The organism is Chryseobacterium sp. ON_d1 (assembly GCF_006829085.1).
Classification (GTDB): domain Bacteria; phylum Bacteroidota; class Bacteroidia; order Flavobacteriales; family Weeksellaceae; genus Chryseobacterium.
In genome coordinates this window covers 330,141-356,159 of record NZ_BJTC01000002.1, presented here as the reverse complement: position 1 = coordinate 356,159, position 26,019 = coordinate 330,141, and the positions used below count along the sequence as shown (strand labels likewise).

Genomic DNA, 26,019 nt, shown 5'->3' with positions numbered 1-26,019 from the left:
AATACTTTTTAATTTTGTGTTTATGATTTTCTTGCGACTCCTTCTTCTTCATGCTGAATGACTCTCTTACAAATCACTACTTCATTTTCTGAAATATTGTTGGTGGTAATATCGTGGTCGAAATCTATATATTTTCTAAAGCTGAAAAACGATTTTTTCGTATAAAAGATCCAGTAATACGGCTCATTCCCTTCGTCTGAAAGATGAATGACAGATCCCGGATTTTTATGGTTATAATCATCCACAACTCTGTAGAACCAATCTCCGAAAGTAACCCCCGTAGGCAATGTTTTCGCTTTAATTCTGAAACGGTTGGTATCTTCAAGCTTTTTGCTCAGTTCAACATTTAATACCATTAATCTGTCAAAGTCTGCTCCCTCGAAATCAGGAAGTTTCTGTTCCGGAGAATATCTCCACGTTTTATAAATATCAAAAGGAATGCTGATAAACTGGATATAACAGTAATAAAACACCATAGGAACCACAAAGATCAGCATACTTGTAGCTGCCATTACAGCATTTCCCAATCCGTCACCCATCCACTTAAAAATCAGCGTAAAAAGATATCCTCCCAAAGCAATACAAGTTAATGAAAGTATAGATTCAAACAGAATACTCATAGCCAGAGATTCGATATGCTTTTTGAAATATCTGTGCAAAAGATTGACATGAATAATCCCGAAAATAAGATAAATGATCTGGGCAATAAGATACCAGTAAGGATTAAAAAGGTTTCCGGCAAATCCAAAAAAGCCCGGAATAGCCAGACATAAGCTGCACAGCAATACGTATACAATAATGACTTTAATTTTTATTGCAGGTTTATTTCTCCTGATTACCCCGAGAATAACCATCATAATAACTGCGATTAAAGGCATTAAGATATACCTTAAAAAAATACCTTTTACTGAAGAAATTTCCATTTGTTTCTTTTCGAATTTATACTTTGTTGGTAGTTGTAAATATAATAAAATAATTTAGAGGAATGTAGAGTAACCAAGGCGGCTGGCATTTCTTTCATCGTCCTGAAGACTGAATGAATATTCCTCTTTTTCTGTGACAAAATTTTCTTCCACATCCACGGTTACCGGAAGAAAATAATCATAAAGAGCCTGAAGTACATTTCTGAAAGGACTTCCAGGGATGTATCTTTTCATATCCCCATAAGGAATAGGACCGATATTGATTACCCAGTTCCGCTGTCCGTCCATATGCGGACCACTGGGGATATAAGTTACTCCCAATCGCGAATTTCCCAGCAACATGGAGTCATCATTTTTCTCAATCTCATCAATAATATTAGGTGAAAAAGTTACTTTTACCGGTACCTGCAGAAAAGCTGTCATACATCGCTCAAACCATTTTTTGTCGCCTCTGATCTGATGAAAGAAAGGTAAAATATACATGAATATATAGGCATTCTGCCGATCCAGCATTCTGATCAGGGGCCAGAGCTCACTTATCGTTTCCAGTAAAGAATCCGTATGGCTTGTAATATCAAATTCTGATTCCTTAAGCAAAGCACTGATCTCCGTAAAAAACACCTCCAGTTCAAAAGGCCGGAAAAACTTACGGGCATCATCCTCTACCCTTTTCTGTTTACGGATTTCTCTTACCACCGTATCAACGTTCTTTCTGGAAGCTCCAAGAGACGGCGGATGGAACAACCCTTCAGGAAGGTAATCATAAATACCCTCTCTGTAAGTTTCTATCGTAAATACCTCTTCGTCGAATCCTAAAAAACTGCTTGTGATACTTTTTATATCTTTAAGGTAAGCACGGTCGTTCACCCCAACACGTTCAATGAATATATTGCTTACCGCACGATGGTACTTCAGCAGATTAACCGCCACGGCTTCAGCCTTAAAGTCTGTCTGCAGCTTATTGTAATGCATATCTACAATATTATTCTCATACATAGTGTTTCCTCTGATTATGACTTGTAAAGATAATATATCTCATAAGTTTGAAAAAATAATTTTACAATAATTTTATTCTAAAAATAGTAATTTATTGATATTAAAAGGAATTAATTGTGGGAAATTCCGTAAAAATACGGTAAATAAAGGGTTTACTTGTTTTTTTAAATTTAAAGCTTAATATTAAAGATCAGCCACTTATGATATTATAAGGCTGCCTATGAAACTGAAAAATTAAACTTTACTGTCAGCTGTAATTATTTTTTTTATTTAGATTAATTTTTATTAACATGATTATATGAATAAATTCGGGATTATCCATGCTCATTCCAAAAGCGGACCGTATCTTTGCAGACTGAAAATTGTTATTTAAATGAAAAGTATTTATTCTAAAATTTTGATTTTAGCATTCATGGCCTCTTCACTTTATTCTTATGCGTGGGGATTAACAGGACACAGAGTGATCGCAGACATTGCACAAAATCACCTTTCCCGCAAGGCAAGAAGAGAAATAAAGAAGATCATGGGAAAAGAGCGACTGGCTTATTGGGCTAACTGGCCGGATTTTATCAAATCTGATACAACAGGCGCATGGAAGCAGGCTTCATCCTGGCATTATGTCAACATTGATCCTCAGACTGATTTTAAAACTTTTGAACAAAACTTAAAAGCACAAGCAGGACCAAGCCTTTATACTCAGGTAAACACCCTGTCCAGTCAGATCAAAGATAAAAATACTTCTGAAAAAGACAGAAAGATTGCTTTGATCTTCCTTATTCATATTATGGGAGACCTTGCGCAGCCGCTCCACGTAGGAAGAGCAGAGGATTTAGGCGGAAACAAGATCAATGTCACCTATTTCGGCGAAAAAACGAATTTACACTCTGTTTGGGATGGAAAACTTGTAGATTCTCAAAAATACAGCTACACTGAATATTCTAAGCTTTTAGATATTAAATCCAAGGAAGAAGTAGCACAGATTCAGGCCGGAACTCTGGAAGACTGGTTGTACGATTCTCACAAAATCGCCAATAAGATCTATGCACAGACTCCTAACGATTCCAAATTATCTTACGACTATCAGTACAAGTTCAATGATACAATGGAAAGACAACTGCTATACGGAGGACTAAGGCTGGCAAAAGTATTAAACGAGCTTTTTTAGTTATGGGTTTCGGGTTTGTGGGTACTCAATATAACCTGAAATAGTACTTTTAGATATAAAAAACGGGACTTCGGTTTCGTTTTTTTGTTTAGAGTTTAGGGAAATTATAAAGTTTGTAAATGAACTGACTTTTATTAGAATTTATTTTTTTAACAACAAATAAAAAACACAACAAACTCACTATCAATTATTTAATACAATCATTAAAAATCATTAATACTTTTTGCATTATACATTGTACAAAAAAAACTGAATCTTTTGTAACCTTTTTATCTTTTCATACGTATATATTATAGTAACTCTTTTTTGAGGATAAAATAAATGAGACAATTAAAAATCACTAAGCAGGTTACCAACAGGGAAACTGCTTCATTAGACAAGTATTTGCAGGAAATTGGTAAAGTGGAACTGATCACTGCGGACGAGGAAGTAGAATTGGCACAAAGAATACGTGCCGGCGACAGAGCCGCACTGGAGAAATTAATCAAGGCCAACCTTCGTTTCGTAGTATCTGTATCTAAACAATACCAAAACCAGGGTCTTTCTTTACCCGATTTGATCAATGAAGGTAACTTAGGATTAATGAAAGCGGCAAAAAGGTACGATGAAACTAGAGGTTTCAAATTTATCTCTTATGCAGTATGGTGGATCCGTCAATCAATTTTACAGGCATTGGCTGAACAGTCAAGAATTGTAAGATTACCATTGAACAAAATTGGTTCTATCAACAAAATCAATAAAGCATACGCTCACCTTGAGCAGGAAAATGAAAGACCACCTTCTCCGGAAGAACTGGCTGAAGTTCTTGACATGAGCGAGGAAGATATTAAAGAATCTATGAAAAACTCCGGAAGACATCTGTCTATGGATGCACCTTTAGTAGAAGGTGAAGATTCTAATCTTTATGATGTATTACGTTCAGGAGAATCTCCAAGTCCTGATAAAGATCTGATGCTTGAATCTCTGCAAATCGAGATTGAAAGAGCATTGAATACTTTGACGCCAAGAGAGGCTGATCTGGTAAGATTGTACTTCGGACTGAACGGAAAACACCCAATGACTTTAGAGGAAATTGGTGAAACTTTCGATCTTACAAGAGAGAGAGTTCGTCAGATCAAAGAAAAAGCAATTAAGAGACTAAAACACAATACCAGAAGCAAGATTCTTAAATCTTACCTGGGTAAATAATTTTAGCGTAACAAATTTTATAGGCGGAGTCTGTTTTCAGGCTCCGTTTTTTTATGGATGTAACATTTTTCAAAGTTTGTTCAACTAATTAAAATCATATCCTTTAATCCCTTGTATTAGCATTGAAATGATTAATTTTAGTTGCTTTGGATATGATGTTGATTTTCAACCAAAACAAAACATACTATGAAAAAAATACTTTTCGCCTCTATTCTGGCTTTATCTCTACTTTCCTGCAGAGAAAATAAATCGAAGCAGGCTCCTGTGGTAGAAAACGCAGTTGACAATGCTGAATCTTCAGTTTCAGGAACTATTAAAAAAAATACCCGATATTCCTCACGTGAAGGAAACCTTGTTCATGAAATCTACCAGGAGCTGATAAAAAATGATAAAAATTTACAGGATCTTGATACAAGAATAGACAATATTCAAAAGGATGCTGAAACCTCCATTTCGGAATATGATGATATTATCGGTAAATCGGAAACATATTATAATGATGCAACGGCACTATCAAATTCGGTAACCGATTCTGTTACAAAGAAACAAATTGAAAAAGAGATAAAAGCAAGCGCTGAAAAATATGATTTAAAAACACAGACGATCAGAAACCTCATCGCCAAAATAAAAGCAAACAGGACCACACTTCATGATCAATACCTTGTATTCAAAATCAGAAAAACCCTTCCCGAAATTGAAAAATATCAGAATTCGCATCCTCTGAAAACTGACAGCCTTAATCAATTCATCAATAAACAGAATAAACTGCTGGAAGAACTGAAAAATTTAAAATAAAACCATAACATCTCATGCAATATACTACCCAATGGCTTACCGATAAAAGCTGCGTTAAAGAGCTCGTAGACTTTTTTATTACCCATAAAACAGATGCTTATATTTCTCATGGCGAAATGATGTCTGGAAGAGCTATAGATTCCCATCACTGGAATCCTGATCTTGAAGTGATTCTGACAGAACAATTGATCACCGATTTTAATTCTGACGGCAGTTCCAAACTGAATATTCTGATTGCAGAAAATGAAAACGGCGAAATTGTCGGCATGATGGTTTTTAACGTGATCAACAGTCCTTTTAAGAAATATGCAATTCTGGAAGATATGCTCCTGGATCAGTCTGTAAGAGGACAATCCCTTGGAAGTAAACTTTTGGAGAAAGCCATTTATGAATCTAAAAGCTGGAATATCAGTTTTATCTTATTAGAAAGTGGAGTTAACAATCATGGTGCTCATAATTTTTTTAGCAAGTATGGCTTTAAAAAAGTATCTGAGAGCTATATTTTAACGCTTTAAATTAAAATCCTCAATCTAGTGGACACTATTTCAATCATCGGGGCCGGAATCGGAGGACTTACCCTCGGAAATATACTGAAACAGCATCAGTATGATTTCACAGTCTACGAATCGGCTCCTGAAATAAAACCTGTAGGAGCAGGGATAATGATGGCTGTAAATGCAATGCAGGTTTTTGATAAGCTGGGCTTAAAAGAAAAAATTGAAAAAGCAGGCAATAAAGTTCACAGAATTATTATTGCCAATGAATCTCTAAAGACTATTTCCAGAACAGAAGTTAAGGAGCTGGGAGCTCGGTATAATTCATGCAATATTGCTATTCACCGGGCTGAACTTCAGAAAATACTTGCTGAAAATTTAAATTCTGATTCTATACAGCTTAACCATTCATTACAAAAAATAAAAAAAGAAGCAAACTATATTTTAGATTTTGAAAATGGAAATCAGATTGAAAGTCAGATTGTTTTCGGAGCAGATGGTATAAAGTCGCTTATCCGCAATCAAATCCTTAAAACAGGAACAATAAGAAACTCCGGGCAGAAATGCTGGCGCGGTCTGGTAGATTTTGAGCTGCCGGAAAAATATCATCAGTAGGCTTTTGAACTATGGGGAAAAGGAAAACGCTTTGGTTTCGTAAAAATATCAGATAAAAAAGTATACTGGTATGCCTGTATCAATGAAAAAAGCTTCGGAAAATATCTTCAGGTTGCAGATATTTTTTATGATTTTGCTCCCATCGTCTTACAACTTATTGAAGCGACATCACAGGATAATATTATCTGTAATACAATTTCTGACCTCACTCCTATTCCCAAATGGTATACTGAAAATCTATGTCTGATCGGAGATGCAGCTCATGCCACTACACCTAATATGGGACAAGGTGCCTGTCAGGCTATTGAAGATGCTTATATTATTGGGAAGCTATTAGAAAAGAATCAGGATTTCAATGCAATTTTTAAAGCGTTTCAAAGCATCAGAAGAAAAAAGGTAAATTATATCGTCAGTACAAGTCATACTATCGGAAAAGTTTCTCAGTGGGAAAAAGGAAACTCCATACGTAATTTCCTGATGGGTTTGATTCCGGAAAGCATAAATCAGAAAATGGCAAAAAAAATTATAGAACTGGAAATGTAGAAAAAGACTTATATACCAGTAACAAGCAAGGGCGTCGAAATAAAGTTTATGTATCCATATATAAAGCCATCCCGTTTTCACAGGATGGCTTTTATTGTTTTAAGGGCTTATTTTTATTCTTTATTTTCAGTCTGCATCAGCTCTACCCACCGAACTATTTCTTCTACCTGCTTTTCGGAAAGTTTAGTTTCCGGGTGAAGATCAGTATAAGAGGTTAGCGGCATTTTTTTCTGTTGTATCTGGTGAACTATGGACTCTAATTTGCTGATCCGTTTCCGATGGCTGTAACGCCCCCACTCATTAAAATTCAATTCTTCTTTTCCTTTTTTTATATGTTTTTCAATATAATACCGTAAAGGCTGTATATAGGAATAGAATGGATAATGAGTAGAATTGCTGTGACAGTCATAACAGGATTGGCTCAAAACAGATTGTACATTCTCAGGTACTTTATAAACCTTTGAAATATCTGTTGAAGGAACCTGACCATAATCAATATTACGGGCAGGCTGAATGATCTGGATAAGCAAAAAGATGAGAAGAAACCCTAAAAATATGTTTTTAATATGACGGTTCATCTCTGGATACCTTTTAAAATACTTTCTTTACAGAACCACAGTTGATCATTTTCTGCCCTTCATATGGATTGATAATCTCTTCCGATTCACTGATCCAAATCCCTCCTTTTCCATTATTGTACATAGGACAGAAGTCCTGATATAGTTTTAATCCGCCGTTTCCCTGTTCTTTTATTAAATCGGTGATATCATTGCTAAGGGAAAGCAGATGCTCTCTCTGATGAGCTATATCATCAGATTTTTCTCCTATATGTTCTGCATTTTCTGCAGCACTTTCTAAAATATCACGCAATTCAGAATTGTTTTTTGCATCGGTTTTACTGATATCTATTTTCTTTACTATGGAAAACAGGTTTTTGGCCGCTTCGGAAGCTTTTTTAGAATCATCCTGAGCCAGCGCATTTTTTAGAGGAAGGTAGCCTTTGATGATTTGCTGAATCGGAAAAGCTGAAAGCTCATCTGCTTCTTTTTTATTTTCAGAGCTTTCTTTTACCGCCTGATTTGAAGTTTCACCAGGTTCAGTTCTGTCCATTGCTTTGATTTCCGGTTCTGCTGCCTTCTTTTCTGGCATTTTACTATCGGGTTTATTACAAGAATATAATGCAGCACCCACAAACAATACGGTTATTATATTTTTCATTGTTTCTTAAATAATATGGTTAAAAAATTAATACGTTAAAGTGATACCTGCGCCCCAGCCCAGTTCATTATCATAGTTTCCGGAAACAGATAACCACTTTTGAAGAATATATCTCACTCCGGTTGAGAACTCTCCATCTGAATTGACACTGAAGTTCCCTCTCAGTCTTCTGGAAAGCGGTATATCTTCACGACTCAATTCCAGTAAGACTTTTCCATTTTGATCTACACTTGCGTCAGCAGTGATCAGCATTGGCAGCACATACTGCATACCTACCATGAATGCAAACTTGTTTTTAGACGCTTTCTGCTGTCCGAACCAGGTCTTTTTACCATGAAAATCCATCCCCATATCTTCTGCCATCTGTCTTTCCATGATCTCATGATTCTTCTGAACCCTTATTCCTGCATACGGAAGTGCCCATTGGAATTTTCCTAAAAAACGTCCTACTTTCGCACTTCCTTCGAAGTGATCAAAATTCCAGTTAGAATGAAACTCATTAAGGTTAGCCCATCTCGGTCCGAACATTGTCATCGTTTCTGCATGAATCTTATTGCTTGCTACATCCAGCATAGCCATAGAGCTGGTCATTTTGTTGTCCTGTATAAAGTTTTTCCAGGCCAGTTTTCTGTTTGGAAGCTGTGGGTTTGGTTTTGAATTTTCATAGCTGAAGATCCTTCCCATTCCTGCCATCATATGGTATAAAATATGGCAGTGGAAAAACCAGTCGCCATCCTGATTCGCGGCAAATTCTATCGTCACAGTTTCCATTGGCATGATATCCACAACATTTTTCAATGGGGAATACTCTCCTTTTGAATTGATTAATCTGAAATCATGGCCATGAAGGTGCATCGGGTGGCGCATCATAGAATTATTATACATCCTAATTCTGAGAACCTCTCCTTTTTTAATCAAAATTTTATCGGTCTCTGTCACGGTTTTATTATCCAGCGTCCAGAGATAATGGTTCATATTCCCCTCCAGTGTAAATTTCATTTCACGAATGCTGTCTGTCGGAAGGATGGTTTTCTCGGGAGATTTTAAAATATTGTAAGACAGTCTCTTAATTGTTTTTTCTTCCTTCATATCCATTCCTGTGTGTTGGGAATGGTCCTCTTTCTTATCTTCTTTTGTTTTCACACCCATCATCTCATTGATGTGCTTCATTGTAGTTTTTCTCTGATTTTCAGACAATTCCGGATACATCACTTCATTCATATCCATCATCTGATTTCCCATCGTCATATTCATCGGCTTCATATTTCCACTCATTTCCATCATACCGTTCATCATTTTCATTCCTTCAAAAAGCATAAGCCTTGGAAGATTGGGAGCTTCAACCTTTTCACCGGAACCCAGCCAAAGGGAAGCGTGTCCTATTCTGTCTTCTGAGGTCGCCCGGAATTCAAAGCTTTTATTTTCAGGAATGGTAACTTCAATATCGTAAGTCTCGGAAACTCCTACAATCAGACGGTCAACTTCTACAGGCACCACATCATTACCGTCATTTCCCACTACTTTTATTTTTCCTCCACCATAATTCAGCCAGAAATAAGTAGAGGAACCTCCGTTGGCAACCCTGAGCCGTACTTTATCTCCCGCTTTTAGATTTGAATAGTTTGAACTGGGGGTACCATTAATCAGGAATTTATCATAGTAGACATCACTTACATCCATTGCTTCCATCCTTTTCCATTCATTCAGAGCTTTTGTTCCAAAATTTCCGGACTTAATCGCTTCCCAATAACTCTGTACGGCATTTTTCTTTACCGCATACCAGTCTGTGTTGGCCATATGAAGTCTCCTTGCAATCTGCATCGGATCATCATCACTCCAGTCTCCCAATAATACAGGAATTTCGGCATTGTACTCTGTTTTCGGTTCACCTTCTCTTTTTTTGAAGACCAGGATTCCATTCATTCCTATCTGCTCCTGAAGGGCTTCGTGAGAATGATACCAATAGGTTCCGTTCTGAGAAATTCTGAATTTGTATAAATGAGTTTCTCCAGGTTGTACAGGTTTCGTGGTAAGATATGGAACTCCGTCATGTTCATTGGGGAGAATCACACCATGCCAGTGAAGTCCGGTATTTTCCTTCAGCATATTATGCAGGTAGATTTCAGCAGTATCTCCTTCTGTAAAATACAGGGTCGGAGCCTGAAGTTTCCCGTTGATCGCAATAGCTCTTCTGTTTTTTCCTGTAAAGTTGACAATCGTATCTTTTACATACAGGTCATAGCGAACTGTTTTTCCTCCAAAAGTAATTCTTCCGTTTTCAGAGTTTCGTTTTAAAACTGAACTTTCTTCTTTTGAACTTCCAGCTTCTGCGTGAGCATGGTCTTCTTTTTCTACCAGATCCATCCCACATTTAGGGCACTTTCCGGGCTTGTCTGAAACCACCTCAGGGTGCATCGGACAGGTGTAAATAGTTTGAGCCTGTAACTCGGTTTTAGACTTCGATGGGTTTAAATTCTGAATTTTAGCCTGCACAGCATCATTAACCTTTTTAACTACTGCTTTTTTCTTATTTATTTTTGTTTCTGTAGGCTTCGCTTTAGCCTCTGTTTTAGAGATAGGTTTTACTTCCGGTTTTATTGCTGCTTTGGGTTTTATAACCGCTGTTTTTTTTACGAGGGTCATGCCGCATTTAGGACAGTCTCCTGGGTTTGAGGAAACCACTTCCGAATGCATCGGACAGGTATAATACGTTTTCGTAGTTTGTGCGAAAGTAAAAACAGAGAACAAAAGCATCAGAAACATTATCAGTTTTTTCATAACATTTCGAACTTTTAGAAGCTGCACAGCTTAAATATAATTATAGATTAAGCTATGCAACTTGTTGTTTTTAAAAACAATACAATAATTATTTAATTTCTGACTTTACACTTCCGCATGAAAGCATAGTTTTCCCATAGTACGGGTTAGCGATCTGTTTTTCATCGCTTAGCCAGCTGCCATCTGCCATTGGGCAATATTGTACATAGACTGGCTTTTCAGAAAGTTTGAACTCTTTGGTCAAAGCAATCATATTGTCCGAAAGATTAAAAAAATTCTCTCTTTGGGCTGCAACAGTTCTTGCTTCAGAAATAGAAGAAGCATCTTTTCTGAGGATATTAAGATTCCCTTCAGAAACTACTTTATAGTCGATGGCTGAAGCTGTTTTAATAAATTCATTTGCTGCTTTTGATGTTTTATCCGCGTCATCTGAAGCCAAAGCTGATTTGATAGCGATATAGTTCTGATACAGCTTAGAGACCTGAGCATCCTTTTTAGATTGTGCTGATAATGAAATGATTGAGAATAAAGATAAGGCTGCTGTGATGATATATTTTTTCATTGTTTTAAATTTTAGAATTAATTTTTAATAAGAATGGATAACGCATCAGTAAATGCGTCAGGACATGTCGCCCGTAACGGTATACAATTGATGATACCGGAAACGACTGACGGATTCTAAATTCTAAAATTACAATGATTGATGTAAATAGGTACCGGCCGGTATTCGGGCGGTGCATTGATCTGAATCTGAGTAAACTTGGTTGCCGAAAAAGACTTATCAATAACTGCAAACTGATGTTTCACAGGAATTTCTGAAATCTGACCTAAAAAATCAATTTTTAGCAGATCTGACTTCTGAGAATCATCCACTTTTACCACTTTGATCTCTGTCTTGCAGCATCCTTTTTTGTTTTTGACACCGCATTTGGCACAGATATCTTCTGTCTTGTGGCTTACAGAAACCAGTTCTTTCATGCAATAATGAATACTGAAAGCTGCTCCGGAAGAAAATCCGAAGTAGAAAACAGAAAACAATATGGCAAGAATCTTTTTCATTGGTAAAGCAAATTTAAAAATATCTTTGACACCATTGTTATAAAATTTGGTAATGTTGTTATAAAATTCGGGCAAATAAAAAAACTTCCGAATTTTCGGAAGCTTTATTTATTTCATATGGATTAAATTTACAATTCAATCTCAGTTTTGTATTTTTAAAGTTTGAATTCCAGCTTTACATTAAAGAAACGTCCTGTAAGACGCACTGGAACAGGATACATATAATTGGTATTATAATCCGTAATCCATTGATTCGCTACTGTGTTATTAATGTTGAATGCATTGAAAACCTGAACACCTAATGTCAGTTCTTCAAAATTACCCCAGAATCCTGATCGCTTATTTTTTTCTTTTGGATCAATAAATACCTTTGTCAGTCCTAAGTCTACCCTTTTATAAGATGGAAGGGTTTTCTGATAGCTGTATGCTGACGTAAAGTCCGGCTGGCCATTACTGTCGAACATCACAGGAGCTCCTGTTGGTAACCCCATCGCATAGACAAGCGTAAGATTGACACGCATAGACGGAAAGCTTGGCATATAATCCTGATAGAACATGGCAAATCTCAATCTCTGATCTGTAGGTCTTGGAATATTTCCTCTGCCATCAATATTTTCGTACACTCTCGCATAACTCGCAGATAGCCATGAATCTACTCCCGGAACAAATTCCCCAAATAATCTGGTGTCGATACCATATGCATATCCTTTGGAATTATTCTGTCCGGAATAACGGATTCTTACATTATCCATGTAATATGGAATCAGATTGTCCATTTTTTTATAATAAAGCTCTGTTGTAAGCTTAAAGGGTCTGTCATACATCTGAAACTCATAATCATTGGCAAGAATCACCTGAATAGAGCGTTGCGACTTAATATTGGAATTGAAATTACCATCAAGGTCTTTAATTTCCTTATAGAAAGGGGCCTGATAGTAGATTCCTCCTGAAATTTTGAACAACATATCGCTGTCCCAATCCGGTTTTATGGCAAACTGAGCCCGTGGTGAGAATATTGTTTCTTTATTGAAACTCCAGTTAGCGACACGTACTCCTGCATTCACAAATACTTTACTGGCGCCCCAATAAAATTTCTGTGAGTATTGAGCATAGGCAGAAAGCCTTGTAGGTTCAATATTATTTTGTCCGGCAATATAATAAGCAAGCTTAAGATCTCCGGTAGTTCCTGTTCTGGGATCAATCACCTCTGGTCTTGGAATGCTGTATCCTGCTGAGTCTACCAATTTCCACTCATTGGTAAGGTCTTTCAGGTTTTCTTTTTCATATTTGAATCCAACTTCAAAATCAGTATTGACATTAGGAGAAAATTTGGCTCTGAACTGAGTCCCGTATGTTCTGACAAACAAATCATTTCTTGCATGCTCTATCTGCCCTCCAACATCAAAAGATGTCACAGGCTGCTGCGTCACAGGATCAAAGGTCTGCAATTCATATCCTGAATTTATCGTATAATATTCTCTTTCTCTGTTTTGATAGGCAAAAGCATCCAATGTAAGCTTCCATTTGTCTGTCGGCTTATAGTTCATGGAGAAAGTACCCATCATATTCTTGTACTGGTCATTTTCTTTACCGGCATAGCCTATATCTACTGTAATAGGCTGCTGAAGGCTTCCGAAAGTAACACTTTTTGCTCTGGGAATCATCTCATAATCATTCTTTGAATAATATCCGATGAATGACATGGTGAATTTATCACTGACATGATAGTTCAGATAAGACTGGAAATCCCAATAGGTTGGGTTAAAGTCTGTATCTTCTTTTAATGTATTGAGAACAAGGTTCGTATTTCTGTATCTCCCTGAAAATAGGGCGGTAAATTTTTTATTTTTTGAAGCCAGACCTGTTGTCAGTCTTCCCCCGATTAAACTTGCCTCTCCCGAAACTTCAAATTTTTCAGGTTCACGGTAATAGATATTTAAAGCAGAAGACATCTTATCCCCATATTTAGCTTCAAAACCTCCTGCAGAGAAATTCACTGTAGAAACCATATCAGGATTGATGATACTCATCCCTTCCTGTTGTGAGTTTCTGATCAGGAAAGGTCTGTAGATTTCAATATCATTAATGTAAATAAGATTTTCATCATAGTTTCCGCCGCGGACCATGTATTGGGAAGACAGCTCGGTATTGGAATTTACGGAAGGTAGTGTTTTAAGTAATCCTTCAATTCCACCGTTGATAGAAGCCACAGATTTTGCTTCTTTTGCTGAAATTCTCACATTGGTAAGGTCGTTTGTTCTTCCTGTTGCTTTTTTCTGGAAGACAACTTCCTCTATATCGGTTACTTTAGTGGTCGCTGTATCCTTTTTTCTTTGTTGGGAGAAAATCAGAAAAGGGACCATAAGGCTTAGCGGTAAAACTAGTTTTTTCAAAAGAAATGTTTTAGAATTTCTAAAATTAATGTTTTTTTAACAATTACAAAATCGATTCTCTAATTCTTGTCAATTTTTGTAACAAATCTTCTAATAAATCTAATCTTAACATATTGGCTCCATCAGATAATGCTGTTTCCGGTGTAGGATGTGTTTCAATGAAAATTCCATCTGCTCCTACTGCAATTCCTGCTTTGGCAACCGTTTCAATAAGCTCCGGTCTTCCTCCTGTAACCCCAGAACTCTGATTAGGCTGCTGTAAAGAGTGGGTCACATCCAAAATAACGGGAGCATATTCTCTCATGGTAGGAATTCCTCTGTAATCCACAATCAGATCAGTATATCCGAAAGAATTTCCTCTTTCAATAATTGCTACTTTCTGATTATCAGAATCTGTAACTTTCTGAACAGCAAATTTCATTGCTTCCGGTGAAAGAAACTGGCCCTTTTTCAGAGTAACACATTTTCCCGTTTTAGCTGCTGCTACCAAAAGATCGGTCTGACGAACCAGAAATGCAGGAATCTGCAGTACATCTACGTACTGAGCTGCCAATGCCGCATGTTCATTTTCATGAATATCTGTTGTCGTAGGAATGTTGAATGTCTCTCCTACCTTTTTAAGGATTTCAAGGGATTTTTCTTCACCTATTGATGTAAAAGAATCTACACGGCTTCTGTTAGCCTTTTTGAAGCTTCCTTTGAAGATATAGGGAATATTGTATTTATCTGTGATACTGATTACTTTTTCTGCAATTCTCAATGCCATATCTTCCCCTTCAATAATACAAGGTCCGGCAATAAGGAAAAAGTTTTTGGAATCTTTGTGCGAAATATTATCTAAATACTGAATCATTTTTGATGTTATTAAAAAGTTCAGTAAAAATACTGAGAAAGTTTCAGACTTGGAAATTATTTGAGGAGAGAGTGTGTTTTGATGTCTTGGTTTTAGGGAAGGTAGTTGTCATATTTTATTGATTAAGTTTCTGAGGATAGATTCTTGGCGGAAGACAAATCAGCGTGATAAACTAAATCTTGAAAGTTTTATTTCCCACAGATTTACACAGATATTTGTGGCTATTTGTGTAAAAATCAGTGTTATTTGCGGTTATAAATAGCCAGAATATCCGCTAAACTTGCCAGAGAATATGTAGCATACAATTTTATCGGAGATAAAATCTTTGCGCCTTAAAACAGCAGATATTCAAAAAAATTAGCGTCCTTGTGATTTCCAACATAAAACTTACTTTGTTCACGATGATAAAGATGACTGATATTTTAGATTTTGGCTAAAGCCAATGGAATTTTGATTAAAAAAAGAACGGGCTAAAGCCCGTTCCTATTGAATTATATAAACTGTTTTATCTTATTGACAATACAATATTTATTAATGATCTTGGAATGCTATATTGTGTTGTACTGTATTGTACTGTATTGTATGCTGATAAAGATCTACTCCATCTTTTTCAGAATCTTCTCAAATGTATTGATATTCCTGCTTGTCATCTTGTCTTTAAGGCTTTTCTTACCCAGCACTTTTCCGAAGGTGGAATCCAGCGTATTTCCCTTCGGAACCTGCCAGTAAAATAAATCATTGATAATTTCTGCCTTTTCATTTTCTGCCTTGGCTGCCTTTTGGAACTCATCCATCAGAACCTTTTCCACTCCGGGAATTCCAACAAAACCATAAATATGAAAATTTTCATTCTTATCGAAAGGAATGCTGTTCCAGAACACTTCTGTTTCCTCTTTGGATTTTATAAACAGAAATGCCTCATAGGAAAAATGTTCTGACATCGCTTTTTCAAGAATTGCTTTTAATTCCTCAGCATTTTTATCGGACGAAAAAACAATATTTCCAGATGCCAGTATTGAACTTACGTCTTTCATACCGGCCTTTTTAAAAACCAGGCATACATCCGCCATTTTCATGTTGGTTCCTTTTACGTTGACACCACGGAGAAAAGCACAGTATTTCATTTTTTCAGGGAGTTAGGGTTTAAATGATAGATTACAGGTTTTAAGTTTAATGGTAAAAGAGTTAAGAGACTTCTTATTTTAAAATTTTTAAATCCTTAAATATTTCAATCTTTTAATCAACTCTAATGTACAAATTATAGTCTGTTCCAGAAGGCTTAAGATGGTATATTCTTTCTAAAATTTTATTGTCACTTTTCAGATGATCTTTCACTCTGAACTCCTTCAAAAGTTGATAATGGGTTTGATAATAGATTGAATTGGCATCATTACCTTCATACAGGTTTTTGTAGGAAAGAAGATATTTTGGTTTTCTTGTTTTTACCGTGTTGATCCAATAATTCACTTTATCTTTTTTAATTTCCTCCTGAATCTGTTTATCAACCAAGCCAACCTCATCAATTGTTTTCAATCCTGAAAAATAAGGAACATAACCAGCTGGCTCCAATAAGATCCACTGATTTTTATCTTTTTCATATTGATTCAAAAATGTACCAATGGTTCTGCGGTAGTTCCATTCTCCGTTTCCTGTTGCAATGGAATGAACGGTTTGAAAAACAAGCATTGGAAAAATATAGAATATAACCAATAATGCCAGCCAAAGATTTCTTTTCTCTTTCTGTTCCAGTACAAAAATAAGAATCGGTACAAAAAGCAAAAGCTGCGGCACCCAATAGTACCAGTCGAACAGACTTTTTTGAGAAATGAATATTATTTGTTTTGCCCATCCGAAAAGAAAGATCATCCACAAAAAATAATTTCTCTTCTCTCTCTGTCTGATAAGATAAATAAAGCAAAGCAGTTCAAAAATCAATATGACAATGGTCAGAGGGTTAAAATCTCCGGGAACTTTCAGCATTCCCCAGAAATTTCCGAAACTCTTAAAAAAGTACCCGATATGCTGCTGTATGGTAAAGTCTTCACTGTAAAGAAGTTTTTTTGCCGTAATGGTATTGTTCACCAGTTCACCAAAGTAAAACCAGTTGAAAGCCACTGTTGAGATTACCCCCAGAACACCTCCAAAAATATAATTCCATCTTATTTTTCTGTTCCAGAATACATCTACGAGAAATACAATTCCAAGAAATATTACTGTATCAATCCTTGTAAACATGATTAATACCGGAAGAAGTGTCAACACCCATTTTTTTCCTTTATGGAATCCATAATACAGTAGAGACATCTCAAGGAAAAACAGGATTCCATATTCCATGCCAAGTATTGAAATTTTAATGGCTGGTGGCAAAATACCGATCAGAAATATAAAGACCGCCTTATGCCATGGGTTTTTAAGCACCAAATGAGACAGCAATAAAGTTCCTATTGTGAATAATATAGAATTAAAAATCAAAAGAGGTTCAATGAAGTTTTCTTTTCCGAAAACAAGATTGAAAAAATAAGACACAAAAACATATAAATGTGTTGTAGATGCAGAAATTTTAGTATCTCCATTGAATCCGATCACTCCATAATCCAGAAGGTTCTGAGCGACTCTCCAGGTAATAAATGCATCCTCCTGAATATAATGTGTCCATAAAAAAAGAATTTTAAAAGCAACTGTAGCAATTACGGCATAGATGGGGAACCTGCTATTATTTGTTTCAGCCATTATGTATTTTTAGTTTCACAAATATAATCTTAATATTCAGGATTCCCAATAATAAAAAAACGGGACCGAAGTCCCGTTTTAAAGTATTTTATTTTGTTGCTTTGATAATCGCGGTAGTAATCTGATTTTCTTTTTCTTTTGAATACGTAGAATCGTATGGCTCCATCACATCAAATAAATACTGATAGAATGGCGTAATCTGCTGTACATTTTCAGATTCTTTCATCGCCTTTTCTTTACCCATTTCCTGAAGATCTTTGATAAATACATTGAACTTCTTATCAATCGGCTCAATAGATTTTACAAGATAAGCATACGCTTTTTCTTTCTGTCCGATCTTTGTGTAAGCATCTGTTACTGCAGAAACGACAAGAGAATATTCCATAGGTTTGGTTCTCATCTGTCTTCTCAGATAGCTTTGATCTGATTTGGAAAGGCTTAAATAGTAATCATATTCTTCAAAGATTGCTTTTTTAAGTACTTCTGCAATCTGAAGACCTTTCTGTTCCTGACCTGCAATGATGTATCCTGAAACAATTGAACTTAATGAACGTGGATCATTATATTTCTCAGCAGGAATTTCTTTCGCAGCAAGATCCAGAATTTCCAGCGCTTTGGCTTTCTGTCCGCTTAACGCAAGGGCTGCCGCGGCTCTGCTCGCTGACATTCTGTAACTGATGATATTGGAAGTTGCCGTTTCATCGAAGTGAGCATTTAAGTTTTTGAAGTTCCCCCATCTGAAGTTTTTCACTACATTATAAAGAGAATTGGCATCTACTCTTCCCATATCTCCGTCAGCAGTCGGAGGCGTTTGGATTGGAATCAATCGGTAACTGAATCCGTCAAACTGAAGATAGTCGTTAAGGTAGAAAATATTCTCACTGTCATAAATACCTCCTGATGAGAAATTGATAGGACGCTTCCAGTCAAAGTTTGCTAAAAGATCCATCAGGATCAGGTTATTCTTGTACAATGTATTTCCTTTATAAGTAATCATGATCTGATTGGCAACATTCGGAAGATCTTCTTTGTTGATAATTCCTGCCTTTAAAGCATTTTCTTTATTGACAGGAAGGATGAATTTGTTTACTGGAAGGATATTGTATTTTTCAAATTTCTCTTCACCGAAATACATTTTCAACAATTCGTCTTTTTCAGGAGATTTGAATTTAATGAATTCAATAGCCTGTTTCAAAGTTAAAGAATCCTGAGTAAGATATTTTCTGAAAGACTGGAATTCTGTTTCAGGAGCTCCCTGCTCTTTCAGCATAGAAAATACCCCTTCCCAGTCTTCTTTCTTCATCATATAGATCTGGTCGTTTACGCCATCTCTGTAATCTTCATGGGTCAGCTGGCTAGGAATCCCCATAGCATTGTAAGTTCTTCTTTTTACCTGATCAAGGTTCCATGGAGTTGAAGCAAGGGTAAAGTTAACCACCTTCACATCATCTCTGAATCTTTCTGTTTCCTGAATTGCCCAAACCGGGTAAGTATCGTTATCACCATACACGAAAAGGATATCGTTTTTCGGTAATGATTTTAAAACGGAATAAGCATAATCATATGCTGTATATCTGTTACTTCTGTCGTGAACATTGTAGTTCTGAAAGCCCATCATGAAAGGTACTCCTAATAAAACCACTCCCAGAGCGATATTGGTTCCGTTTGATTTTATTTTAGATTGTAAGAACCATAAGATGGCTCCGGCTCCCATACCGATCCAGATTGCAAATGCATAGAATGAACCTACCATGGCATAATCTCTTTCTCTCGGTTCAAAAGGTTTTACTCCTGTATAGAAAATAATCCCCACACTTGTTATAACAAATAAGGATAACAATGCATAGAATCTTCCAAAGTCTCTGTTTAACTGGAAAAAGAATCCAATCAAACCTAAAATTAATGGAAGAAAAAAGAATTTTACTGTACTTTCATTCCTGAATTTAGCAGGCATTTTATCCTGATTTCCTACAATAGCATTGTCTATAAATGGAATTCCTGAAATCCAGTTCCCTTTAGTACTTTCCATATTTCCTTCAAGATCATTCTGTCTTCCCACGAAATTCCACATCAGGTATCTCACAAAATAATACTGATTCTGGAATGAAATGAAATAGTCCATATTCTGAAAGAATGAAGGCTTCTGTACGTTGATCAGATTATAAGGTTTTACTTTCAGATAATCAGAAGCGGTAATGGATTTGTCTTCATATTTTGCTCTCAGCTCGTCAAAAATCTGTTTAGCCTGTGGATTGTCTGCAACATCTTCATTCGCATAATTGAATGTAAAATCAGGAGCACCATACATAGAAATATAGTTGGCCATTACATCCTTGTCCTCATTGAACATTCTCGGCATAAAGCTTACCTGAGACTTGTTGAATACATAATTGAAACGGTCTCCGGTTTTTCTGTATGTTCCGGTTTTCTCATCTTTTTCGTAGATCTCGCCGGTTTTCTTTGTTTTGAAGCTTCCGTCCTCATTCTTTTCAATTCCGTTGGCATCAAGAAATGCGGTATAATTCTGTCCATAGATCGTTGGCCAGTCCCCATACTGCTCTCTGTTATAATAATCCAGCATACCAATTGCCGTATCCGGATCATTAAGGTTCATTGGTGGATTGGCATTCGCTCTGATTGGGATAACCATCCAGCATGAGAATCCGATCATCATAAAAACTACAGATAATGCAGCTGTCTGGTAAATATTTCTTTTGGCTTTTCTTGCATATTTGATTAAGAAATAGCAGATCGCCACCATCAGAACAAAAGCCACAATCGTTCCTGAATGGAAAGGAAGACCAAGCCCGTTTACAAAGAAAATTTCCAGCTTTCCGAACATCGTCATGATCAGTGGGAAAATAATTTTGAAAACAACGGCTAAGATCCCTAATGTGATAAGGTTTGCCCAGATAAAGTTTTTCCAGGTAAATTTATAGTTTCTGGCGTAGTATACAAGACATACCATAGGAGTTGCCAGCATACACATCATATGCACTCCCACAGAAAGTCCTAAAACAAAGAAAATAAGAATAATCCATCTCTCACTGTCCGCTGCTTTATACTCATTTTCCCATTTGGTGATTAACCAGACCAAAAGCGCGATAAACATGGAAGCCATAGAGTAAACCTCTCCCTCTACTGCCGAGAACCAGAACGTGTCTGAAAATGTAAAGCAAAGTGCTCCCACAGCTCCGGCAAATAAAATAGAGATTTCCTCATGTTTTGTAATTTCTTCAAAATCTTTGTTTAAAAGTCTTCTCACAAAATGTGTGATCGTCCAGAACAAAAATAAAATAGTCAGCGCACTGAACAATGCAGACATCGCGTTGATTACGATGGAGTAATTTTCGCCTTTCCCTAATGCAAAAATGGCTGCCACCGCACCCACTATCTGGAATAAAGCAGCTCCAGGAGCATGCGTTACTTCAAGTTTTACTGCAGAAGAAATGTACTCGCCACAATCCCAGAAACTGAAATTGGGTTCTATGGTGGACAAGTACGTGAAAAACGCAATGACGAAAATCACCCATCCTAAAACGGTGTTCCATTGCCTAAAAGTCCAATTTTTCATAGTATTAAATCAATTATGCGAAAATAAGGCTTTTATCTTATTTTATGCGGGTTTTAACAAAATTTAAAAATTTTGGCGTAGTATTTGCGATTATACTCCTGTCAAAACTGAAAATACAAAAATATTTTTTTATAAACGATGCCCTAGAAATCAAACAAAAGTTTAGTAATTATTTATTTTTTTGTATTTTTGCAGTCAGATTTTTATTGAAAATAACAAATAATGAGTAATGTTTACGATAATATCCTTGGCCTGATAGGACATACTCCTATGGTGAAGCTAAATACTGTTACAAAAGATATTCCAGCAACCGTTTATGCCAAGTTAGAATCATATAATCCTGGACATTCCACCAAAGACCGAATCGCACTTCATATTATAGAAAACGCAGAGAAAAAAGGCCTTTTAAAAGAAGATTCTGTAGTTGTAGAAACTACTTCCGGAAATACCGGGTTTTCTATTGCGATGGTATGTATCATTAAGGGATATAAATGTATTCTTGCAGTAAGTGATAAAACAAAACCTGAAAAAATTGCTTACCTGAAAGCATTGGGGGCTACGGTGTATATATGTCCGGCCAATGTACCGGCAGATGATCCCAGATCATACTATGAAGTAGCTAAAAGAATCGCTAAGGAAACTCCTAATTCTATTTACATCAATCAATATTTTAACGAGCTGAATATTGATGCACATTATCAGACTACCGGTCCTGAAATCTGGGAACAGACACAAGGTAAGATCACTCACCTTTTTGCCTGTACCGGAACTGGTGGTACGCTGTCTGGTTCAGCAAAGTTTCTGAAGGAAAAAAATCCGGATATCAAGATCATCGGAGTAGATGCAGACGGTTCTATACTAAAGAGCTATCACGAGACAGGAGAAATTCACAAAGAAGATGTACATCCTTATCAGATCGAAGGAATGGGTAAAAACCTGATCCCTTCTGCCCTGCTTTTCGACAAGGTAGATGAATTTGTAAGGGTCAATGATGAAATGTCCGCGTACAGAACCCGCGAAATTGCTTTGAAAGAAGCAATCATGGGTGGCTATACGACAGGAGCTGTAACACAGGGATTGATGCAGTATGCACAGTCTCATGAACTTACAGAAAATGATCTGGTTGTTCTAATATATCCTGACCATGGGTCCAGATACATCACCAAAGTATACAGTGATAAATGGATGGCTGAGCAGGGATTTGTCAACAACTGTGTTCACAACTATGACGAAGTTTTCAAAACTGAGTTTATCAAATAAGAACGAATAAAATCACGATACAAATAAAGCCTTTTGCGTGTTCTGACAAAAAAGGCTTTTTTACTTAAAAATTACGATACAATGTTGGATATTTTTGAAAGAATAAAAGAAAATCCAGGACCACTTGGACAATTTGCAGATTATGGTGAAGGCTATTTTATTTTCCCAAGATTAGAGGGACCTATAGGCCCTAGAATGCAGTTTCAGGGTAGAGAAGTAATTTTCTGGAGTGCCAATGATTATTTAGGACTGTGTAATCATCCTGAAGTAATAGAAGCAGATGCAAAAGCTGCAGCAGAATATGGAATGTTCTATCCAATGGGAGCAAGAGCAATGTCCGGAGAAACAGATCAGCACCTTCAGCTGGAAAGAGAACTGGCAGACTTTGTAAAAAAAGAATCAGCATATTTATTGAATTTCGGTTACCAGGGAATGGTTTCTACCATTGATGCTTTGGTAAGCAGAAATGATGTAATTGTTTATGATATGGATTCTCATGCCTGCATCGTGGATGGAGTAAGACTTCATTCCGGTAAGAGATTTACCTATAAGCACAATGATATGGCAAGTCTTGAGAAAAACCTTCAGAGAGCGACTAAGGTAGCTGAAGAAACAGGAGGTGGTATCCTTGTGATTACAGAAGGGGTTTTCGGGATGAGAGGCCAGCAGGGAAAAATCAAAGAGATCTGTGACCTTAAATCAAAATATCAATTCAGACTTTTAGTAGACGATGCACACGGTTTCGGAACGCTTGGTAAAACAGGTGCCGGTGTGGGTGAAGAGCAGGACTGTAACGATCAGATTGATGTCTATTTCTCTACTTTTGCCAAATCAATGGCAGGTTTCGGAGCGTTTCTTGCGGGTGACAAAGAAATCATCAGATATCTGAAATTCAACCTGAGATCACAAATCTTTGCAAAATCTCTTACCATGCCAATGGTAATCGGAGGATTAAAAAGATTGGAGCTATTGAGATCAAGACCTGAGATCAAAGCCAAACTTTGGGAGAATGTTTATAAACTACAGAACGGACTTAAAGAAAGAGGCTTCAATATTGGAGATACCAACACTTGTGTAACTCCTGTAATGATGCAGGGAACTCCGGTAGAGGCCACTCTATTGGTAAAGGATTTAAGAGAGAATTACGGGATCTTTACCTCTGTGGTGGTATATCCGGTCATTCCGAAAGGAATGATTCTTTTAAGACTGATTCCTACCGCTTCTCATACAGATGCTGAGATCAATGAAACTCTGGCTGCGTTTGAAGCTATTCATGATAAATTAGTAGGTGGCTACTACAAAGAGCAGGAGCAAAAATTACTCCAGGAACAAGGGTTAAGTTTTAAACCGATTTAATCTAATCTTAAAATAAAAAATGCCACTGAAACCAATCAGTGGCATTTTTGTTTAATAACTATAAAGCAAATGAAACTTAGAGGTTACACACTGGGAATTCTGTCGGCCATTTCATATGGTCTTATTCCGGTTTTTATACTGCCTGTCAAGCGGGCACACTTTTCAATGGATATTACGCTGTTTTACAGATTTTTCTTTTCAGCTTTAATGATAGGAGGATATCTGCTGTATTCCAGGGAAACCTTTAAAATCAATAAAAAGGAAGCTTTAATTCTTGCCATCCTTGGAATCTGCTATGCCCTTTCTTCAGAGTTTCTTTTTTTAGGGTATGATTTTCTGACACCGGGAATTGCCTCTACCGTTTTATTTATCTACCCGATTATTGTTGCACTGATTATGCTTTTCTTTTACAAAGAGAAGCTTACCAGGCTGTCCGGCGCTTCTTTACTTATGGCTTTCGCGGGGGTAATTGTTTTATGCTTAAAAGGAAACGGACTGGAAATCAATTTTGCAGGGTTAGGAATTGTAATGCTGAGTTCACTGTTCTATGCTTTATATATGGTTATCGTCAATAAATCGAATATCAAGGTTTCCGGATTCAAGCTTTCGTTTTATTCTATGCTTTTCACCTCAATGTTCTTTATGAGTAAAGCTGTTATTGCTCATGAGTCGTTTACGATTCCTTCAGCAGAGATTTTCTTTAACTTTCTTATTTTTGCATTTCTCACCACTGTTATATCGGGTCTTTGCCTGGTATATGCCATTAAATACATCGGCTCTACTCCTGTTGCGATCTTAGGAGCCCTGGAGCCTGTGGTTGCTGTTTTGGTGAGTGTTCTGATGTTTCATGAAAAATTTACGCTCAATTTGCTTATCGGAATTACTCTAATCCTTTTTGGAGTTACCCTGAATGTGATCGGTGATCAGAAAAAAGTAGGCCATGTTTAGAAATCAGGCAATACATCGGTATCTAAAATGATATCATAAGATGGATTCAATGATGTTCTTTTCTATATCCACAATAATAAAATACTACACAGAAATTCGCGAAATTGTGTTTATTTATGAAACGATAATATTAAGCTGAAAAAATGATATATATGAAAAATATTTGAGAAAATAAATACCTTACATTCTGGCATAACAAAATTTATCTGGCTATATTGCATCTATCTATTAATAGGTGTTCCCCCACTGGATAGACAGATGTATATACTTTTAAAAGCCGATGAAAGAATTACAAAAACTCACCAAAGATCAATTATACAAAAAACTCAAAGAAAAATCAGAAAATCTATACAATGTCGTTTATGAAGCCATGGAAAATAATTTTTTCAATGAAAGCTATTTAGACGAAGAAAGTCTTACTGAATTTCTTGAAATGCTGGACGATGAAACAGCAGAAAAAATAAAGGATGCTTCCCTGTCTATCAATAATGAAGACGACACCCCTGAAATTGTCCTCATAGAAAACGAAAGCAACACTTCTCTTGATCTCATTACCCATGAAGATGAAGGATATAAAATTGTACTTTTAGAAGGAGATCTCAATTTATCCCGCCAGCTCTTTGTAGAAGACTATATAATTCTTATTGTCACAGGCAATATACAGGCAGAAAATATAGTCATCAACGGTTCGTTATACTGTTCCGGAACCGTTACGTCCAAAGTATTGTTCGGAGCATCAGGCAATGATAATGAAACGTATATCGGAGGAAGTATCATGACTTCTCTGATTGCAGAAAACGGTCATTATACAGTATCTGAAGGAAATATATATTCCAGATATTTAATAAGCTTTCATAACGAAATCATCGGAAAAACAGGAAAATTCATCGAAAATATCAGTATTGAAAGACCTGGTGAAATTGGCTTATTGAAAGCTGAAATCCTTGATGAAGATGGGTATTTTGATGAAAATGTATTTTTAACCTTTATTGAGACCAATAGTCCGGATGCGCTGTTTAATAAACCGGCTAATTTATTTTAGCAAACCGGAAATGGTAATAATGCAGAAATCCAAAGTCTTTTCTTCACTGTTTATAATCAGGAGAAAAAATTTTTTTCTAAAAAAACTTT

Annotated in this window: 22 protein-coding genes; 10 read left to right on the top strand and 12 right to left on the bottom strand. The window is 36.4% G+C overall.

Translation table 11 applies throughout. The features are described 5' to 3' along the window. Positions 1–20: 20 nt before the first annotated feature. Together CRS_RS05040 and CRS_RS05035 are read right to left on the bottom strand one after the other, a co-directional pair. A complete protein-coding gene (locus CRS_RS05040) occupies positions 21–923 on the bottom strand; it encodes a TssN family type VI secretion system protein (RefSeq protein WP_142722979.1) in 903 nt (300 codons plus the stop codon). 54 nt (positions 924–977) lie between these two features. After that, positions 978–1,919 (bottom strand): type VI secretion system baseplate subunit TssG, encoded by a 942-nt coding sequence (locus tag CRS_RS05035; RefSeq protein ID WP_142722978.1) that lies wholly within the window; start codon positions 1,917–1,919, stop codon positions 978–980. 373 nt (positions 1,920–2,292) lie between these two features. On the opposite strand from CRS_RS05035, the gene CRS_RS05030 reads away from it, so the two are divergent. From CRS_RS05030 to CRS_RS24655, 6 genes are all read left to right on the top strand, one after another. Further along, positions 2,293–3,084, top strand: coding sequence for a S1/P1 nuclease (locus CRS_RS05030; RefSeq protein ID WP_142722977.1), 792 nt, complete (start codon positions 2,293–2,295; stop codon positions 3,082–3,084). A gap of 321 nt (positions 3,085–3,405) precedes the next feature. Continuing rightward, positions 3,406–4,272, top strand: coding sequence for an RNA polymerase sigma factor RpoD/SigA (locus tag CRS_RS05025; protein WP_002979276.1), 867 nt, complete (start codon positions 3,406–3,408; stop codon positions 4,270–4,272). 186 nt (positions 4,273–4,458) lie between these two features. Then, positions 4,459–5,067: a hypothetical protein gene (locus CRS_RS05020; protein WP_142722976.1), complete on the top strand. Its 609-nt coding sequence runs from the start codon at positions 4,459–4,461 to the stop codon at positions 5,065–5,067. Between the two features lie 14 nt (positions 5,068–5,081). Next, entirely contained in the window at positions 5,082–5,582 is a 501-nt protein-coding gene (locus CRS_RS05015; RefSeq protein WP_142722975.1) for a GNAT family N-acetyltransferase, read from the top strand. 18 nt (positions 5,583–5,600) lie between these two features. Further along, a complete protein-coding gene (locus CRS_RS24660; protein WP_228451180.1) occupies positions 5,601–6,176 on the top strand; it encodes an FAD-dependent monooxygenase in 576 nt (191 codons plus the stop codon). 45 nt (positions 6,177–6,221) lie between these two features. After that, positions 6,222–6,719 (top strand): FAD-dependent monooxygenase, encoded by a 498-nt coding sequence (locus CRS_RS24655; protein ID WP_308463711.1) that lies wholly within the window; start codon positions 6,222–6,224, stop codon positions 6,717–6,719. Between the two features lie 113 nt (positions 6,720–6,832). Here CRS_RS24655 and CRS_RS05005 read toward each other — a convergent pair whose 3' ends face one another. From CRS_RS05005 to CRS_RS04960, 10 genes are all read right to left on the bottom strand, one after another. Beyond that, on the bottom strand, positions 6,833–7,297 hold the full coding sequence (locus CRS_RS05005; RefSeq protein WP_142722974.1) for a heme-binding domain-containing protein: 465 nt from the start codon (positions 7,295–7,297) through the stop codon (positions 6,833–6,835). Positions 7,298–7,310: 13 nt separating this feature from the next. After that, entirely contained in the window at positions 7,311–7,937 is a 627-nt protein-coding gene (locus CRS_RS05000) for a DUF3347 domain-containing protein (protein ID WP_142722973.1), read from the bottom strand. A 27-nt stretch (positions 7,938–7,964) separates the two neighbouring features. Continuing rightward, positions 7,965–10,715 carry a multicopper oxidase domain-containing protein gene (locus CRS_RS04995; RefSeq protein ID WP_228451179.1) on the bottom strand — a complete coding sequence of 917 codons (2,751 nt, stop codon included), beginning with the start codon at positions 10,713–10,715 and terminating at the stop codon, positions 7,965–7,967. 88 nt (positions 10,716–10,803) lie between these two features. Then, positions 10,804–11,277, bottom strand: coding sequence for a DUF3347 domain-containing protein (locus CRS_RS04990; RefSeq protein WP_142722972.1), 474 nt, complete (start codon positions 11,275–11,277; stop codon positions 10,804–10,806). A 116-nt stretch (positions 11,278–11,393) separates the two neighbouring features. Then, positions 11,394–11,774 (bottom strand): hypothetical protein, encoded by a 381-nt coding sequence (locus CRS_RS04985; protein WP_228451178.1) that lies wholly within the window; start codon positions 11,772–11,774, stop codon positions 11,394–11,396. Between the two features lie 155 nt (positions 11,775–11,929). Beyond that, the gene (locus CRS_RS04980; protein WP_142722971.1) at positions 11,930–14,167 is read right to left on the bottom strand and encodes a TonB-dependent siderophore receptor; all 2,238 of its coding nucleotides are present in this window, start codon (positions 14,165–14,167) and stop codon (positions 11,930–11,932) included. A gap of 43 nt (positions 14,168–14,210) precedes the next feature. Further along, positions 14,211–15,020 carry a 3-deoxy-8-phosphooctulonate synthase gene (kdsA, locus tag CRS_RS04975; protein ID WP_142722970.1) on the bottom strand — a complete coding sequence of 270 codons (810 nt, stop codon included), beginning with the start codon at positions 15,018–15,020 and terminating at the stop codon, positions 14,211–14,213. Between the two features lie 596 nt (positions 15,021–15,616). Further along, positions 15,617–16,144, bottom strand: a complete 528-nt coding sequence (locus CRS_RS04970) for a DUF1697 domain-containing protein (protein ID WP_142722969.1) — start codon at positions 16,142–16,144, stop codon at positions 15,617–15,619. Positions 16,145–16,256: 112 nt separating this feature from the next. Next, on the bottom strand, positions 16,257–17,750 hold the full coding sequence (locus CRS_RS04965) for a hypothetical protein (RefSeq protein ID WP_142722968.1): 1,494 nt from the start codon (positions 17,748–17,750) through the stop codon (positions 16,257–16,259). A gap of 88 nt (positions 17,751–17,838) precedes the next feature. Beyond that, a complete protein-coding gene (locus tag CRS_RS04960) occupies positions 17,839–21,324 on the bottom strand; it encodes a DUF2723 domain-containing protein (protein ID WP_142722967.1) in 3,486 nt (1,161 codons plus the stop codon). Positions 21,325–21,546: 222 nt separating this feature from the next. Between CRS_RS04960 and CRS_RS04955 the strand changes: the two genes are divergently transcribed. The 4 genes from CRS_RS04955 to CRS_RS04940 all read left to right on the top strand — a co-directional run bounded on the left by CRS_RS04955 (position 21,547) and on the right by CRS_RS04940 (position 25,930). Then, positions 21,547–22,584 (top strand): PLP-dependent cysteine synthase family protein, encoded by a 1,038-nt coding sequence (locus CRS_RS04955; RefSeq protein ID WP_002979259.1) that lies wholly within the window; start codon positions 21,547–21,549, stop codon positions 22,582–22,584. Between the two features lie 84 nt (positions 22,585–22,668). Next, positions 22,669–23,940 (top strand): pyridoxal phosphate-dependent aminotransferase family protein, encoded by a 1,272-nt coding sequence (locus CRS_RS04950; protein ID WP_172617008.1) that lies wholly within the window; start codon positions 22,669–22,671, stop codon positions 23,938–23,940. 69 nt (positions 23,941–24,009) lie between these two features. Next, positions 24,010–24,888 carry a DMT family transporter gene (locus CRS_RS04945; protein WP_142722966.1) on the top strand — a complete coding sequence of 293 codons (879 nt, stop codon included), beginning with the start codon at positions 24,010–24,012 and terminating at the stop codon, positions 24,886–24,888. Positions 24,889–25,168: 280 nt separating this feature from the next. After that, positions 25,169–25,930, top strand: coding sequence for a hypothetical protein (locus CRS_RS04940; RefSeq protein WP_142722965.1), 762 nt, complete (start codon positions 25,169–25,171; stop codon positions 25,928–25,930). The last annotated feature ends 89 nt before the right edge of the window (positions 25,931–26,019 follow it).